11 protein-coding genes are annotated in these 16,083 nt (G+C 71.1%); 5 read left to right on the top strand and 6 right to left on the bottom strand.

Going from position 1 to position 16,083, the window contains the following annotated elements; all coding sequences use genetic code 11:
- The first annotated feature begins 247 nt into the window (after positions 1-247).
- Positions 248-517 carry a hypothetical protein gene (locus WMF28_RS21920; protein WP_437595193.1) on the top strand — a complete coding sequence of 90 codons (270 nt, stop codon included), beginning with the start codon at positions 248-250 and terminating at the stop codon, positions 515-517.
- A 113-nt stretch (positions 518-630) separates the two neighbouring features.
- Positions 631-2,106 (top strand): MATE family efflux transporter, encoded by a 1,476-nt coding sequence (locus WMF28_RS21915; RefSeq protein WP_437595192.1) that lies wholly within the window; start codon positions 631-633, stop codon positions 2,104-2,106.
- 76 nt (positions 2,107-2,182) lie between these two features.
- Here WMF28_RS21915 and WMF28_RS21910 read toward each other — a convergent pair whose 3' ends face one another.
- The 6 genes from WMF28_RS21910 to WMF28_RS21885 all read right to left on the bottom strand — a co-directional run bounded on the left by WMF28_RS21910 (position 2,183) and on the right by WMF28_RS21885 (position 8,105).
- On the bottom strand, positions 2,183-2,335 hold the full coding sequence (locus WMF28_RS21910; protein WP_437604292.1) for a PIN domain-containing protein: 153 nt from the start codon (positions 2,333-2,335) through the stop codon (positions 2,183-2,185).
- Positions 2,336-2,578, bottom strand: coding sequence for a hypothetical protein (locus WMF28_RS21905; RefSeq protein WP_437595191.1), 243 nt, complete (start codon positions 2,576-2,578; stop codon positions 2,336-2,338).
- Positions 2,575-2,805, bottom strand: coding sequence for a hypothetical protein (locus WMF28_RS21900; protein WP_437595190.1), 231 nt, complete (start codon positions 2,803-2,805; stop codon positions 2,575-2,577). Before WMF28_RS21900 ends, WMF28_RS21905 begins: the two co-directional genes overlap by 4 nt.
- Before the next feature lie 53 nt (positions 2,806-2,858).
- The gene (gene nudC / locus WMF28_RS21895) at positions 2,859-3,701 is read right to left on the bottom strand and encodes an NAD(+) diphosphatase (RefSeq protein ID WP_437595189.1); all 843 of its coding nucleotides are present in this window, start codon (positions 3,699-3,701) and stop codon (positions 2,859-2,861) included.
- Between the two features lie 141 nt (positions 3,702-3,842).
- A complete protein-coding gene (locus WMF28_RS21890; protein WP_437595188.1) occupies positions 3,843-6,590 on the bottom strand; it encodes a helicase HerA-like domain-containing protein in 2,748 nt (915 codons plus the stop codon).
- A gap of 96 nt (positions 6,591-6,686) precedes the next feature.
- On the bottom strand, positions 6,687-8,105 hold the full coding sequence (locus tag WMF28_RS21885) for a peptidoglycan DD-metalloendopeptidase family protein (protein WP_437595187.1): 1,419 nt from the start codon (positions 8,103-8,105) through the stop codon (positions 6,687-6,689).
- 204 nt (positions 8,106-8,309) lie between these two features.
- Between WMF28_RS21885 and WMF28_RS21880 the strand changes: the two genes are divergently transcribed.
- The 3 genes from WMF28_RS21880 to WMF28_RS21870 are packed head-to-tail and all read left to right on the top strand — an operon-like array spanning position 8,310 to position 15,936.
- A complete protein-coding gene (locus WMF28_RS21880; RefSeq protein ID WP_437604201.1) occupies positions 8,310-8,915 on the top strand; it encodes an RNA polymerase sigma factor in 606 nt (201 codons plus the stop codon).
- Positions 8,916-8,930: 15 nt separating this feature from the next.
- Positions 8,931-13,361 (top strand): protein kinase domain-containing protein, encoded by a 4,431-nt coding sequence (locus tag WMF28_RS21875; protein WP_437604200.1) that lies wholly within the window; start codon positions 8,931-8,933, stop codon positions 13,359-13,361.
- A gap of 52 nt (positions 13,362-13,413) precedes the next feature.
- Positions 13,414-15,936 carry a right-handed parallel beta-helix repeat-containing protein gene (locus WMF28_RS21870; protein ID WP_437604199.1) on the top strand — a complete coding sequence of 841 codons (2,523 nt, stop codon included), beginning with the start codon at positions 13,414-13,416 and terminating at the stop codon, positions 15,934-15,936.
- Positions 15,937-16,083: the final 147 nt, after the last annotated feature.

The raw sequence follows: 16,083 nt of genomic DNA, 5'->3' as shown, positions 1-16,083 counted from the left end.
ACGGAACGTGGACAGCTCGAAGGCGCGTTCGTGGTGCAGGTCGACTGATGGCCAAAGGCACGATGCGTCTCGAAGGGATCGCGCAGCCGTGGGCCGATTCGTCTGCGCGCTATCGGGTCGCGACAGAGCACGAAGGGACGTTGCTGACGGTCGCGGTCCGCTGCCGGATCGCCGGTCTTCCATTCGAGAGTCATGCCCTCCTCGACAGGGCGCCGCGTGGTCGATCATCGGAGGCGACCTCGCCGAGTTGCTGCAAGCGCAGATTGGCGCCTCGGGGCAGACGATGATCCTGTCGACGCGACTCGGTCGCATCCGCGGCGCTCTTCACGACATCGACGTCGTGCTCGTTGCCGAGCGCGGCGGGAGCCTCACTGTATCGGGCAGCATCCTCATCGCCCCAGGATGGATAGGACCGATCGTCCTCGGCTACCGTGGTTTCCTCGAGCGTCTTCGCTTCGCTCTTGATCCGGGCTGTGGCCCGGACGATGCTTGGTTCTTCTTCGCGAGCGCCGGCTGAGCGCTCGCGGCCCTGCGCCTGCGCTGACGTCGCGACGCGGCCCTCCGGGGCGGCCGCTCGGACCCGCGAAGGCGCTGGACAGGGCGCGCACCCGCGAACAGCCTGCTCGCCCCATGCGCGACGATGCCACGCCTCCTGCCCGCGACCTGCGCGCGGATGACCCGGGCGCGGAGCCCGATGCGCCCTCGCCCGGCCTGCGCCGCGGCGCCGGCGTCTGGTCGACGCTCCGCGACGCGGTGAGCGGCAGCGGGCACGACTTCACCAAGGGATCCATCGACAGGGCGATCGTCCTGCTCGCGATCCCCATGGTCATGGAGATGCTCATGGAGTCGCTCTTCGTCGTCGTCGACGTCTTCTGGGTGTCGCGGCTCGGCGCCGACGCGGTCGCCGCCGTCGGGCTCACGGAGTCGCTGCTCGCGGTGGTGTACGCCCTCGGGCTCGGCCTCTCGGTCGCGGCGTCCTCGACGGTCGCGCGGCGGGTCGGCGAGGGGCGCCACGAGGAGGCGGCCGCCATGGCGGGGCAGGCGATCCTGCTCGGGCTCGTCGCCTCGCTGCCCATCGCGGCGGCCGGCGGGCTGCTCGCGTCGCGGCTGCTCGAGGCGATGGGGGCGACCGCCGGGGTGATCGCGACCGGCACGCCGTTCGCCTCGATCATGCTGCTCGGCAACGCGACGATCCTGATGCTGTTCGTCATGAACGCGATCTTCCGCGGGGCCGGCGACGCGGCGCTGTCGATGCGGGTGCTCTGGCTCTCGAACGCGCTGAACATGGCGCTCGGCCCGTGCTTCATCTTCGGCCTCGGTCCGTTCCCGGAGCTCGGCGTGACCGGCGCGGCGGTCGGGACGACGCTCGGCCGCGGGACCGGCGTCGCGCTGCAGGTCTTCCTGCTCGCGCGCGGCGGCGGTCGCGTGAAGGTGAAGGCGCGGCACCTCGTCCCCGATCCGACGGCGCTCGCGGCGCTGCTCCGCCTCTTCGCGAACGGCGCCTTGCAGGCGCTCATCGGCACGGCGAGCTGGATCGGCATGGTGCGCATCCTGGCCCCGTTCGGGAGCGCGGCGCTGGCCGGCTACACGATCGGGATGCGGGTCATCGCGTTCGCGATCCTGCCGGCGTTCGGGCTCGCGAACGCCGCCGCGACGATGGTGGGGCAGAACCTCGGGGCCGGGCGCCCCGAGCGGGCCGAGGCCGCCGTCTACCGCGCGGGCCTCTGGACCACGGTCATGCTCGGCGCGGTCGGCCTTGTCTTCGCGGTGGCCGCCGGCGCGATCGTCGGCGCGTTCACGGACGACGTCGAGGTGCTCCGGGCCGGCACGCAGACGCTGCGGATCGTGGCGTGCGGGTTCCTGTTCTACGGCTTCGGCATCGTGTTCACGCAGGCGTTCAACGGCGCCGGCGACACGTGGACGCCCACGATGCTGAACTTCGCCTGCTTCTGGCTCTGGGAGATCCCGCTCGGCTGGGGGCTCTCGCGCGCCGCGGGGATCGGCTCGGCGGGCGTGCCCATCGCGATCGCCGTGGCGTTCTCGACGCTCGCGGTCGCGGGCTGGCTCATGTTCCGCCGCGGCGCCTGGAAGCGGCGCCGCGTCTGAGGGGCGTCACCGCGGGCGGCGTCTGCAGAGCCGGAACGGGAGGAAGTGGAGCGGTGTCAAAGATCGCTCCCCAGAGTCACGAATCCCAGCGAACACGGACGCCGGGGTAGCGGGAGACGAGTTCGTCCTTGCTCACCAGCTCGGCGTTGTGATCGATGGCCGTGGCGATGATCACCCGATCGATCGGATCGCGATGCAGATCGGGCAGAGCTGCCGACTTGGCTGCGATCTACGGAGTCAGCGGAAGCAGGACAAGACCCGCCTGCTCAATCGCCTTCGTGAAGAAGTCCTCGACGGAGACCGGGAGCACGATGCGCCCCTTCTTTGCAAGCCAGGCAACCTCCAGGCAGGAGACCGAGGCGATGCCGACGGGGCCGGGCTCGTGCTTGATGAGCGCCTTCGTCTTGGAAGGAAGAGAGTCGGCGGTTCCTTGGATCCACCAGAGCCAGGTGTGCGTGTCGAGGACCATCACGCGTCGTTCACGCTCCAGTCAGGCTCATCGAGGGCAGGGGTGATCACGTCGCCCAGGATCTGGAGCCCAGACAGCTCCGCCGGGGGCCGGCGCACTGCGGTCGGCGACGAGGGCGGTTCTTCGAGAACCAGGAAAATTGCCTCGACTCGCGTGCGAGGAGGGAGGACCGGCATTTCCTTCAGCCGGCCGTGTTCGTCGGTCTCGAGGAGCGCTCGGTGCGCCTGCATGCGTGGACGGTAGCACGGCCGCGCGAGAGCGCCGATCCGCCGCGCCGGAGCCGCTACCGCGCGGGGCGCGCGAGCCAGGCGTCGATGAGCTTGCGGGCGATGCTGAGCGGCGGCGGCAGCGTCGGGAGCGCGTCGCGGTGGAACCAGCGGGCGTCCTCGAGCTCGCGCGTCTCGACGCGGAGCTCGCCGCCCGTGTAGCGCGCGGTGAAGCCGACCATGATCTGGTGAGGGAAGGGCCACGGCTGGCTGCCGAAATAGGCGATGTCGGCGATGTCGACGCCCGTCTCCTCCTGGACCTCGCGCGCGACGCACGTCTCCAGCGTCTCGCCCGGCTCGACGAAGCCGGCCACGAGGCCGTACATGCCCGCAGGGAACCGCGCCTGCCGCGTCATGAGCAGGCGCGGGCCGTCCTCGACGAGCACGATCGTCGCAGGCGTGATCCGGGGAAAGTAGTTGCTCGCGCAGCGGCCGCAGCGCTTGACCCGCTCGGCCTGCCCGCCCTCGAGCCCGGCGCCGCAGGCCGCGCAGTACTGGTGCGCCCTGTCCCAGTGCTGCACCTGGTACGCCGTGCCCGCCAGGTCGAACAGCTCCGGATCGATGCGCCCGTGGAGGCGCCGCAGCGAGACATAGGCGTGCCCCTCGGGCGCCGGCGAGCCCGGCGCGAGCTCCGCGGAGCGGCAGGGACGCCCGTCGAGCTCGCCGAGCGGCTGGTCGCGCACGACGAGGACCCCGAGCCGGGCGAGATCGGCCGCGACGGGGACGTCGAACTGACCGCCGCCGTCGGCCGGCATGCGCGCGCGGACGAGGAGCTCGTCGCCGTGGAAAGCGAACCACGCGATCTCGGCGGGCGGCGCGCCCGGGCGGCCGAGCCCGGGGCGGAAACGGGCGGGCGGCATGGCGTCACGCCCGCCCGCGGGCCCGCGCGGGCTCCGCTGCGAGGGTCTGCGCTGCGCGATGTCCGCCTGCCGGAGAGCCGATCGGGTGCATGCGGGAGAGCTTAGCGCCTCGGGCGGGCGCGCGGGCCCCGGGGCGAGGGCTCACGCGGGGCCGGCGAGCGTCGCGGCCCAGGCGAGCGCGACGAAGGCGACCTCGACGTCGTTCTTCCTGGGGACGAGGCGCTTCGTCTCGATGCCCTCGCCGGCGCGGAGGGGGAGCTGCTCCAGCGCGGAGAGCTCGGCGGCCTGGGCCGCATGGAGGTCGCGGAGCGCGGCGTCCGCCTCGGTCCACTCCTGGCGCGCGCGCTCGAGCTTCGCGGTGGCCTTGTCGCGCTGGGTCCCGGCGCGCCGGGCTGTGTCCCGGCCGGCGACGAGCCCGAGCAGCGCGGCGCCCACCGCGCCGGGGAGCGCGGCCACCTCGGCCTGGGCCTGGTCGTACCGCGCCTTCGCGGCGGCGATGCGCTCGCCGAGGCGCGCGATCCTGGGCGCGAACCGGCCGATCACCTGCTGCTGCTCGGCGGCGGCGAGCCGGGCCGCGGCGGCGCGGCAGCGGGCGGCGAACGCCTCGAGCGGCTCGCCCTCGGCCTGCGCGAGCCCGAGCTCCCGGTGGACGGCCACGGCGGCCTCGGTCGTGCGGTAGGCGTGCTCCCGGAGCGCGCGCGCCGCGGCCTGCGCGGTGGCGCGCTTCGCGAGCGGGGCGGGCAGCTCGGCGAAGCGGGCGCCCGCGGCGGGCGCCGTGGAGAGCAGCGAGGGGTCGAGCCGGGCGACGCGCGAGAGATCCGGCTTGCCGTCGGGCAGCAGCGGGGCGGCGAGGAGCTGGCTCCGGTTGAGGGCGACGCCGAGCTTCGTGTCGCGCAGGTGAGCGATCACGGAGGCGGCCACCCAGGGGATGTAGCGGAAGCCCTCCGGAGCGACGGCAGGGGCGTGCGCGTAGAGGCTCCGCCAGCCATCGGGCGGTGGCGGGGGCGCTGGCGCTGCCGGGGGCGGGGCCGCCGGCGCGGGGGCGCCAGCGTCCGCACGAGCGGCCCCGCTGCGCCGCGCGGGCAGCGGGGCGGAGGGCGCGTGGCGCGGGTCGAGGAGGACCGTGCCGCCCGGACCCACGAGCGCGCGCCGGGCTGGGCTCGACGGATCGTGGACAGCGCGTGTCGGATCCGGGGAAGCACGCCTCGGATCCAGAGAATCGTCTGTCGATTCTGGGTAGACACGCCTCGGATCCAGAGAATCGTCTTTATAATTGGGGTAAACACGCCTCGGATCCAGAGAATCGTCTGTCGAATCTGGGTATTTGCGCCTCGGATTCAGAGAATCGTCTGTCGAATCTGGGTATTTGCGCCTCGGATTCAGAGAATCGTCTGTCGAATCTGGGTATTTGCGCCTCGGATCCAGAGAATCGCGTGTCGGAACGGGCGCTTTCGGAGGAGGGGAGATGCTCCGGACGAGGCGGCCGACCTCGCGTCGGGTGACCGGGCCGCGCAGCCACGACAGGCTGAACCGCGTCTCGGCGAGGAACGCCGGCGGCTGCATGTGGACATCGCGCACGAAGAACGTGCGCGGGGGGAGCGCCTTCAGCGTGGCCGAGAGGGCCGCGGCCGGGACGCCGCCGGCGCCCCCGTCCGCGCCCGAGAGCCCCTCGACGACGCGCTCGCGGTCGGCGTCGGTCTGGAGCCGGCCCACGAACCACGCGCCGGCGTTCGAGAGCGCCTTGTAGTCGAGGTCCATCGGGTTCTGCGTGGCGAGGACGACGCCGACCCCGAAGGCGCGCGCCTGCTTCAGGAGCGCGAGCAGCGGCCGCTTGGTGGGCGGGTTCGCCGGGTGCGGGGGCAAGAATCCGAAGACCTCGTCGAAGACCACGAGCGCGCGCAGGTCGCTCGTGCCGGAGAGGCCGCGCACCCACGAGAGCAGCTGATCGAACAGCAGCCCGAGGACGAGGAGCCGCTCGTCGTCGTCGAGGTGCGCGACGCTGACGATCACCGCGGGGGTCTTGCCGCCGCCGCCGCCGCTGCCGGCCTGCGGCGCGAGCCACGCCGCGACGTCGAGCGGCGCGCCCTTGCGCCACGTGGCGAACGTGGGGGAGGCGAGCAGGGTGTTGAGCTCGCGCGCGAGCGCCTGCCGCTCCTTCGGGGCGAAGAACTCGTCGACGGCGAGGGCGCCCACCGCGGCGATCGGCGGCGCGGCGAGGTCGGCGAGCAGCGCCTCGAGCCCCGCGGCCCGCCCCGCGCGCAGCCGCCGCTCGGCGAGGTGCGCGAGCAGCACGTGCTCGCGGCTCCGCGCCGGATCCGGGTCGCGGCCGACGAGCCGGAGCAGGAGCGACAGCGAGGCCGAGAGCGCCTCGCGGGCGGCCTCCTCGTCCTCGTCCCACAGCGACGAGGGCGCCTCGAGCGCCGACAGCACGTGGATCGGCTCGCCCGCCGTGGTGCCCGGCGTGAGCAGGCGCGGCGCCATGCAGGCGCGGAGCGCGGCGACGTCGGCCGGCCCGAGGCCCGAGGAGGCGAGCCCCGCGCGCCACCGCGCCGCGAGCTCGGCGGCGACGTCCGCCGTCGAGCGGCCGTCGCGCGCGGCCGCGGAGGGGTCGAGCCACGGCTCGAACTCGGCCGGCGAGACGCCGGGGAAGGTAAAGAGCAGGTTGGGGAGGTCGCCCTTCACGTCGATCATGAGCACGGGGACGCCCGAGCGGAGCGCCTCCTCGACGAGCACCATGACGAGCCCGGTCTTGCCGCTGCCGGTCATGCCGACGACCACGCCGTGGGTCACGAGGTGGTGCGCGGGGAGCTCGAACGGGCGCGCGGCGGCGGCGCCGGGATCACCCGAGAGCGGGCGGGAGCGGCCCAGGGTGAAGGGGCGGGTCGGCATGAGGGCGCGCTCGTGCCATGGCGGGAGGGACGTCGCAATGCTGGAGGGCAGCCCCGTATCCCGGCGGAGGTGCGCCGCGCCGCCGCTGCGGGCACGTCAGCGCCGAATGAACTTCACGGCGTCGAAGGTATAGATCGTCGCCGCGGATCCCTCCTCCGTGGACAGGCCGACATAGCCGTTCGTCGCGAAGCTCCAACTCGTCGCCCCACGCACCCTGAGCGGTACCCACGAGTACCTGTTTCGGGTCAGGTCGATTGGATCGCTGAACAGCGGTTCCGTCCCGGCGCCCGTCGGGAAGATCTTGTAACGGACTGACCCGTTCCCCGCGCCCCCGACGTACACGTAGACTCCGTAACTCCCCGCTTTCCGCGTGTACCACCGCCCCCATGCGCCCGACCCGCCCACGGCCATGTACGCCCCGTAGCCGTACCCGTCGCCCCGGGCGAGGCCCAGCCCGCCGCGCTCGAAGTAGGTGGCGGCCATATCGTTGTCACGGATGAAGTCGTTCGCCGACGGCAGCACGCTGAAGATGACGCGGTATCCCGCGCGCCAGCTCGCGTCCGGGGCCTGGACCGCCGCGAAGAAGGTGTAATCGCCGGCGGAGAACGTCCTCATGGCCGTATACGTGACCGTACCGGTCGCGTCCCTGCCCGCCGGGAAATCGACGATCTCGTCGCTGAAGCCGGCGCGGCCGCCCACGAGCAGCTTGGAGAAGGACTCTGTCGCGGCGACGAGGCGCAGCCGGGTGTAGATGGGCGCGCTGGCGACGCCGTAGAGCACGTCGTAGTCGCCCCAGGCATCGCGCTCCGAGAGGTTGAACTCGGGGATCATCACCCCGCGGCTCCCGATGTACGAATCCGGGTTCCTGTAGCAGAAATTCTCGGCGTTGCTCGGCAGATAGCCATAGTATGTCCTGCTCCCGCACGGGTTGCGGAGCACGTTGCCGAGCTTCGCCTCCGCGTGCAGGTGGTTTCCCCAGTGGTGCGCCTCGCCGCCCCCGGTCCCGCCGACCTCGCCGAGCTTGGTCCCCGTCGTCACCGCGACCGAGCCGTCCGGCCGAGCGTTCAGCGGGTGATGGGAACTCATGTGCGCGTTGAGCCACCACAGGTACGTCCCGTCCTGGAGCAGGTGGCGGATCGTCACCACGTTCCCGAGGCCGTGATCCGAGCTGCCGTTGTTGACCACGAGCGTGCGCTCGCCGAAGTTAGCGGCGCGGATGGCGAGACCAGCCGCCGCGCTCTCGTCGATGCCGGAATGGTATTTGCCGGTGACGAAGCAGCGCGTCGTGTTAAAATTGCACTCGCGTCTATACGAAGATCCTTGGAGCGGGTGCGCGAACAGGAAGCTCGCCGACGTGAGCGGCAATCCTGCTCCTCCGAGCGAGCCCGGCTCCTCGTCGCTCCCTTCATTCGGCGCGTCGCCCTCCTCCGCCGCCGACCCGCAGGCCGAGGCGAGCATGAGCCCCAGCAGGCCCAGCCCCCGGTATCTCCACGCCGATCTCGAATCGTTCCGCATGCCTTGCTCCTTTCCTGGACCCGGCGCGCTCTGCCCGTGGACTTCGGGCGCTGCTGGGCTCGGCGCGCTTTGCGCTGTCGCCTGCCCTGTGAGCTCTCGCCTGTCCTGGTTGACAGGCTTCCGGCACGATGTGAGAATTTTTTTAGGATGAAGAGCGAGCACCAGGAGCCGTCGCCGCGGGAAGCCGCCGGCTCCACGGCGGACGTGGAGCGGGCCATCGGCGCCTGCCTGGCCCGCGGGGACCTCAAGGGGGCGGCGGACGCTGGTATCCGGGGCTATGGCCCGTCACTGCTCGGCTTCCTCGCGCACGTCCTCGAGAGCCCACAGGACGCCTCCGAGGTGTTCTCAGAAGTATGCCTGAACATCTGGTCCCATCTCGGCAGCTTCCGCGGTGACTCATCGTTCCGTACATGGGCGTTCAGGATCGCTCGGAACGCATACCAGAACCACCTCGAGCGTCCGGAACGTCGCCGGCACCTGCCTCTCTCGCAGGCGCCAGAGGTCTCCGGCCTCGAGGAGCAGGTGCGCACCCAGACGTTGCCCTACCTGCGCACCGAGGTGAAAGACAAGGTCGCGGCCCTGCGGCAGCAGCTCAAGCCGGATGAGCGAGCGCTGCTCGTGCTGCGCATCGATCGGGGAATGTCGTGGGACGATATCGCCCGCGTTATGCTGGTCTCGGAGTCGGAGCCTCCTGCTCCGGCGGAGCTCAAGAGGAAATCGGCGGCGCTGCGGCAGAGCTTCGTCGCGGTCAAGGAGCGTCTCCGAGAGCTGGCCGAACAGGAAGGGTTGCTCGATCCGACCGACGGCTGACCAGGGACGAGGCCGGTGAGCAGCGCGGACTCCTTCGATGACGCCTCGGCGGAGGATGGCGCGTTTGCGGGTCTCCTGCGCCAAGTCGCGTGCGCGCCCAGCGTGGAAGCGCTGGACGGCGCCGGCATCGCGGGATCGCCCATCGAGGGAGACGTCATCGCGGGCAAATACAGGGTCGAGGGGGTGCTCGGCCGCGGGGGAATGGGCCTGGTCGTCGCGGCCACGCACCTGACGCTGCGGCAGCGCGTCGCCGTCAAGCTGCTCCTCCCCGGCTCGGCCCTCCTCCCCGAAGCGAAAGAGCGGCTCCTCCGTGAGGGTCGCCTGGCGGCGGCGCTCCGGAGCGAGCACTGCGCCCGTGTGCTCGACATGGGGACCCTGAAGTCGGGGGCGCCGTACCTCGTTATGGAGTACCTGCGCGGCGCGGATCTCGGGGCCGTGCTCCGCGTCCGTCGGCGCATGCCGATCGAGGAGTCCGTCGACCTTATCCTTCAGGCCGGCGAGGCGGTCGCCGAGGCGCACGCGCACGGCATCGTCCACCGGGATCTCAAGCCGAGCAACCTATTCCTCTGCGCCGCGGCCGACGGATCGCCCCTCGTGAAGATCCTCGATTTCGGGCTCTCCAAGGCCACGGGCGAGGCGAGCCTCACCGCGACACACGCCGTCGCGGGGACACCGCAGTTCATGGCGCCCGAGCAGATCCGCGGCTTGAAGCAGGCGGACGCGCGGGCCGACCTGTGGGCGCTCGGCGTGATCCTGTATCTGATGATTGGCGGCCGCCTCCCGTTCGATGGCGCGAGCCCCCCCGCGATCATCGCGAGCGTGATGACGGAATCCCCGCGCACGCTCCGGCTCCACCTGCCCGACGTCCCGGCGCCGCTCGAGGCGGTCATCCATGGCTGCCTCGAGAAGGACGTGAGCCAGCGCGTGCAGAGCATTGCCGAGCTCGCGCGGGGGCTAGCGCCGTTTGGATCGCCGAGCGCCAGGCCCTCTGTCGAGCGCATCTTGAGGACGCTGGAGCGCCGCGGTGCCGGCCCGTCGCTCGTCGCGCCGGCGCCGCGCGCGGCCGACCCGCCGCCCAGCGCGGGCCGGGACGCGGCGGCCGCCGCATCTTCTGAGAACCGAGTCTGCACGATCCTGTTCGCGGGCTTCTCGGGGACCGCCGCGCTCTCGGAGCGGCTCGATCCGGACGAGGTGAAGGCTGTCGTCGACGCCGGCGCGCGCGCGCTCGCGGTCTGCGTCGAGCGCGCGGGGGGTACCGTCGTGAAGCCCGTCGGGAGCCGCATGATGGCGATCTTCGGCGCCCCGCGTGCGAGCGACAACGACGCGGAGCGCGCGGTGTCGGCCGCGATCGAGATGCGGTCCGCGGTCGAGGGCGCGCCGGCGCTGCGCGGATTCCGCCGGCCGCTCGCCCCGCGTATCGGGATCAACACGGGGCGGGTGCTCGCAGGGAACCTGGCGGAGCCTTCGCGCGAGGAGCGCACCGTGTTCGGAGACGCCGTCGACGTCGCGGATCACCTCCAGCAACGCGCGGCCGACGGGGAGATCCTGATCGGCAGAGCCACGTACCGGAACGTGACCGGGCGCTTCAACATCGACCCTCTGCCGCCGATCGCCGTCGAGGGCAGGCGCGAGGCGATCGGCGCCTACCGCGTCGTGGGCCGCACGACGGTCCGCCACCCGATACCGCCGTCCGACTTCTACGATCTGGAGACGAGGTTCATCGGGCGCACGGCGGAGATGCAGCGCATCACCGACGTCCTCGAGACGGCGACCTCCGAGTCGCGGTCGCAGCTCGTCACGCTGGTCGGCCCGCCCGGGGCAGGACGGACTCGCATCGTGGGGGAGCTCGTCGCGAGCCTCGCAGAGCGGTCTGCATACTTCTTCGTGATGATGGCGCAGAGCTCGGTGCTCGGCACCGGCACGAGCTACGGGCTCGCGGCGGCGCTCCTCCGGATGCGCTTTCAGATCCACGAGAACGACGAGCTCGAGGTGGTCGCGCGCAAGCTGCGGGACGGCGTTCGCTGGCTCCGCGCGCCCGGGGCGAGCCCGCCGCCGGCGGGCGAGGGCGCAGGGCGGGGGCCGGCAGGAGGCGGCGCCCAGGACGGCGAGAGCGCGCTCGATGTGCCGGAGCTGCCCTTCGAGGTGCTGCACGAGCTCGGATCAGGGCACTTCAACGACACAATCCAGGAGATCGCTACGCTCCTCGGGGCGCGATCTGCAGGCGCGTCGGACGGCCTCGCCCTCGAGCGGGAGGGCGCCCATGCGAAGGGCCGTATCGCGGCGGCGCTCGCGCGCCTCCTGCGCCTCGTCGCGGCGCGGGCGCCGATCGTGATCCTGTGCGATGACGCGCAGTGGGCCGATGACGCGAGCCTGGATCTGCTCGACGAGCTCGCCGTGCGGATGAGCGACTGTCCCCTGTTCGTGCTCTGCTCCACCCGGCCGGACCTCTACGAGCGGCGGCCGCACTGGGGTGAGGGCAAGAGCGCGCACATGCGCGTCGACATCGCGCCGGTCGCGAGGCGGCATATTGAGGCGATGGCGCGCGACCGGCTGCGCCGCGTCGACGCGCCGCCGAGGGAGTTCCTCGATCTGCTCGTGGACCGCGCGGAGGGATATCCCCTCATCCTCCAAGAGACGCTGCACCTGCTTGTGGACGCCGGGGCGATCGAGCGGCGCGACCTCGGCCCATGGATCCTGCGGGACGCCGATCTCCAGACGATCGCGCTGCCGGCGACGATCGAGGGTATCCTTCAGGCGCGGCTCGACCGGCTGGATCCGGACGCGCGCGCGGTGCTGAAGCAAGCCGCCGTCATCGGGTGCACCTTCTGGGAGCGGGCGGTGGACGCCCTGCGCCGGGATCTCTCGCCCGACGCCCCTTCGGACGGGACGCCCGAGAATGCGCCCGCGGGCCGGGAACCCACCGGGGGTGTGCTGGCGCGGCTCCGGGACCGACAGCTGATCAGGGCTCGAGAGGTGTCGACGTTCCCTGGAGAGCGCGAGTTCGTGTTCGCGGAGTCGACGACGCAGGAGTTCGCGTACAAGACGCTGAACCAGAAGCTGCGGCGGATCGCGCACCGGCGCGTGGCGGCGTGGCTCGAGGCGCGCGGGCCGGGCGCGGCGAGCGCCGCGCTCGTCGCGGTCCATTACGACAGGGGCCGGGACCTCTGCCGGGCGATCGAGGCTTATGGCCGCGCGGGCGCGCACGCGGCGATGCTCGGGCAGAACCGGGAGGCGCTGCGCCACCTCGAGCGGGCGTGCGCGATCTGCGACGCGACGGAGGCGGCCGCGCTCGACGCGCCGAGCGCGGCGCTCGCGCGCCTCGACGACGGCGTCGAGGATGCCCGCGTGGCGGACTGGCACGAGCGGGTGCGGCTCCACCTGGAGCTCGGGGACGTCCTCCGCCGGATGGGTGAGCTCGATCGCGCGGAGCGCGCTTACGAGGAAGCGCGGCGCCGGATCGTGCACGTCGAGCGCCGGCGCGCTCCGGCGCCGCGCGTGGGCGAGCAGCTCCGGTGGGAGGCGCGGGTCGACTTCCGTCAGGCGCTGACCTCGTGGATCCGGGGCTCGGTCGAGCGGACCCGGATCCTGGTGGGCCGCGCGATCGAGCGCGCGACCGCCGCCGGAGCGATTGAGGAGACGCCCGCGATGTGGGCTGTCCTCGCGGCGCTGCACCGGCGCAGCAACGATCTCGACGCGTCCCGCAGGGCGGTTGCGCAGGGGCTCAGGGGTTGCCGTTCGATCGCCCGGCGCGACGACCGGTGGCGCGAGCAGGTCTCGCACCTGCTCGGCGCGCTCGGCGCCGTGTTCCTGTCGCAGGGCCGCCTCACGCACGCCGAGCGTTGCTGCCGCCGGGCCGCGCGCGCGGTGGACGAGACGAGGAACCTCGCCGCGGCGTGTATCGCCCAGAACACGCTGGCGGCGATCCGTTACCTGCGGGACGATCTCGCGGGCGCACGCGACACGTTCGCTCACGCGCTCCTGCTCAAGGAGCGCCTCGGCGATCTCCACGAGCTCGTCATCGCGCACAACAACCTGGCCGAGGTGGAGCTCCGGCTCGGAGAGACCGCCGCGGCGCTGCATCACGCGCGGCAAGCGGTGCGGTTCGGAGAGCGCATGCACGCCGAGGCCGCGCTGGCCGATTCGTACAAGAACCTCGCTGACGCGTCGTTCGCCGCCGGCGACCGGCAGGCAGCTATCGAGGCTGGGCTGCGTGCGCTCGACCGGACCGGGGTGGGGGACGGACGGATCTACCTGCGTGACGTGATGATCAGCCTCGCGCGCATCTGCCATGCGACGCTCGCGAGCGACCCTGCATTGGAGACGCTGGCGCGAGAGGCGGCCCAGCGGCTGCTCGAGGCGATCGACGACGTCCGCGAGGGCGGCCTCGGGACCCAGGCGGACGAGTGTCGATCGCTGCTGGCCGGGCTGATCGAGGCGAGGGGATAGGTCGACAGGGCACACCACAGGAGACCGGAAGATGGTGCGAGGGGAGCGGTTCATGGCGCTGTGCGTGGCGGCGACGGTGTCGTGGGGCTGCGGCGACGATGCGCCGGTGAAAGAGCGCGATGACGGGGCGGGCGGGGCGGGGGAGGTCGCCCCGGACGGGGGCACTGGGCAGGTGTGCGGGGCGGAGGAAAAGATGCCGGAGGAGGGCGATAGCGAGGCCTGCGCGGCGGGGGAGACCGCGCTCGAGGACGGCCGTTGCCTGCCCGCCGGAATGCAGGAGAACGGCTGTGCAGCCGGAGAGGTGATGGTCGAGCCTGGCGGCTGCCGGCCTGCGGGGATCCCGCCGGAGGCCTGCGGACAGGGCTTCGAGCCTGACGGCGAGAGCGGCTGCAATGTGATCCTGCCGCGCGACCCGTGCACGAAAGGAATGATGGCTGTTCCCGGCGACACCGCGTGCCGCGAGGTGGCGCCGTGCGGTGACGGGCCATGGGGAGACATCCCCGTGGAGCCGGACACCGAGTACGTGGATGGCTCCTACCAGGGGAGCACCAGCGATGGCAGCCGGGACAGGCCGTGGACCACCATCAACGCCGCCGTCAGGGAAGCCGCCCCGGGAGCGATCGTGGCCGTCGCCGCCGGAATTTACGAGGAGAGCGTCTACATCCAGGGCAAGCCGGTGCGCCTGTGGGGCAGGTGCCCGGCGCTGGTCGAGGTAGTCGGGCCGGCGCCGACGCCAGCGGTGGACATTTGGCAGCAAGCCGATCGGACCGAGGTCCACGGGCTGGCCCTGCGCGGCTATTCCGGCATCATCATGTCCGGATCGGAGGATGTGGAGCTGGATCGCGTGTGGGTCCACGACACAGAGGACGTCGGAATCATCGTTGAATGGTTCGGGACGGCGTCGGTCAAGGTGAGGAGCTCGCTGATCGAGGATACCTCCTCTGCTGGTATCTGGGTGTTCGGGGCGAGCGCGTCGATCGAGCAGACGAACGTGCGCGATGCGGCGAACGTGGGGGTCGCGGTTCAGTATTACAGTGAGAGCGATAGCCGCTCGACGGTCGACATTCGCTCGTCGCTCGTCGAGCGCGCCCGCAGCGTGGGTGTACTCGTCGAGGGATCAGATCTCGAACTGCTGGCCTCGGTCGTACGAGATACTATCCCAACCGAAGAGCCGAACTCGGGCCGAGGGGTCATCATCAAGAATATGGGTAGTCCGCGGGCGCGATCCACCGCGAACATCGGTTCTTCGCTCATCGAGGGTAACCATGATATCGGCGTGTCGGTCAGCGACTCGGAGTTGCTCGTCGAGGCGACCGTCGTGCGGGGGACCCTGCCAGCACCGAGCGTGGAGGAGATCATACCCGGTCAACGCACTCTCTCAGGTGTGGGGATCGCAATCCGCGACGACGAGCATAGCGCCGAGCCGACCGTGGGAACCATTCGATCCTCGCTCGTGGAGGATAATCATGAAGAAGGCATCTTTGTGATGGGAGTGGCCGCCGGCGTCGAGGCCACGATCGTGCGCCGCACGCAGCCGGTGGGCGAGCGTGAGAGCGGTGGCGGGATCTCGGTGCGTAACGGCTTCGCGCCGGCGCGGAGACGCGGGGATGTCCGTGTGAGCTCCTCTGTCATAGAATGGAATCACTCGGCCGGAGTCGTGGCCATGGGCGCCACGATCCGTCTCGATGCGACGGTCGTGCGCGACACGCTGCCTCTGGTCGGTAGCTCGTTCGGCGTGGGTGTGGCGGTCCAAGTCGCGCCGGGGAGCACCGAGCGCGGCGAGCTTGCGATGATATCTTCGATCATCGAGCGAAACCCCTATGCAGGCGTGCTGATTGATGGGTCGAGCGCGCTCGTTCAGAGGACGATCGTCCGCGAGACTCAGCGAGCGCCGGACGGCAAGCTCGGACGGGGCATCGCCGTGCAAAATGACGGTGAGGCGGCTCAGCGGGCGAACGCAACCATTAGCGATTGTATCGTGGAACGCAACCATGAAACAGGGATCTTCGTTGCGGGATCGGAGGTGACGATCGAGGGAACCGTGGTGAGCGACACAAAGCCTCGCTCGGACTTCACGGCAGGAGACGGAATTGTTGTTCAGTACGGCCTTCAGTACGGCCCGGTGCCTGAATTGAGGGGCGACGCGACAATCCTCCGCTCGACCGTCGAGCGAAACACGCGTGTGGGAATCGCGGTCATCGGTTCAGATGCGGTAATTGAGGGATCATCGGTGCGAGAGACACGAATGGAACCCCTGAGCAAAGACTACGGCGACGGGATCGTCGTCGTGTCGGAGTTCAACCGTGCCAGCGCTAGAATCTATGACTGTCGCATCGTGGCGAATGACGGCGTTGGTGTATCCGCCTTCGGCTCGGATGTCTGGGTCGATTCGACGCGAATCCTTTGCAACTGTGTCGATCTCAACGCCGTGGCGCACCTAGAACAATCGTATCATTTTCCTCTGAATGCCTCGATGACCTGCCTCAGCTGCACGGACGAACCGCGTAAGTGCGATAACGGGAGCTACGAAAAGCAGCCGCCGCGGATGCTCGACCCCGCTCCCACGCCCCCCTGACCCGAGCCCCTGCCCGATCGTCCTCCGAGCGCCTCACATCCGGCCGGAGCGCTGTCCATCTATCAACCCGCCGGTCTCGGCGCCGATGGGTCGACGCGCGCGCCGCGCGCTCGCGTCCGTTCGCCGGAAGGAGGCTCGACCAAGATG

Origin of the sequence: Sorangium sp. So ce590, from assembly GCF_051521365.1 — a bacterium.
Classification (GTDB): domain Bacteria; phylum Myxococcota_A; class Polyangia; order Polyangiales; family Polyangiaceae; genus Sorangium.
Note: the sequence above shows the minus strand (reverse complement) of the source record. Positions and strands in the feature narration are given on the sequence as shown.

Coding starts and splice junctions, on each gene's coding strand:
- WMF28_RS21870 (WP_437604199.1), top strand. CDS start 13,414: ATGGCGCTGTGCGTGGCGGCGACGGTGTCGTGGGGCTGCGGCGACGAT.
- WMF28_RS21890 (WP_437595188.1), bottom strand. CDS start 6,590: ATGCCGACCCGCCCCTTCACCCTGGGCCGCTCCCGCCCGCTCTCGGGT.
- WMF28_RS21915 (WP_437595192.1), top strand. CDS start 631: ATGCGCGACGATGCCACGCCTCCTGCCCGCGACCTGCGCGCGGATGAC.
- WMF28_RS21900 (WP_437595190.1), bottom strand. CDS start 2,805: ATGCAGGCGCACCGAGCGCTCCTCGAGACCGACGAACACGGCCGGCTG.
- nudC (WP_437595189.1), bottom strand. CDS start 3,701: ATGCCGCCCGCCCGTTTCCGCCCCGGGCTCGGCCGCCCGGGCGCGCCG.
- WMF28_RS21885 (WP_437595187.1), bottom strand. CDS start 8,105: ATGCGGAACGATTCGAGATCGGCGTGGAGATACCGGGGGCTGGGCCTG.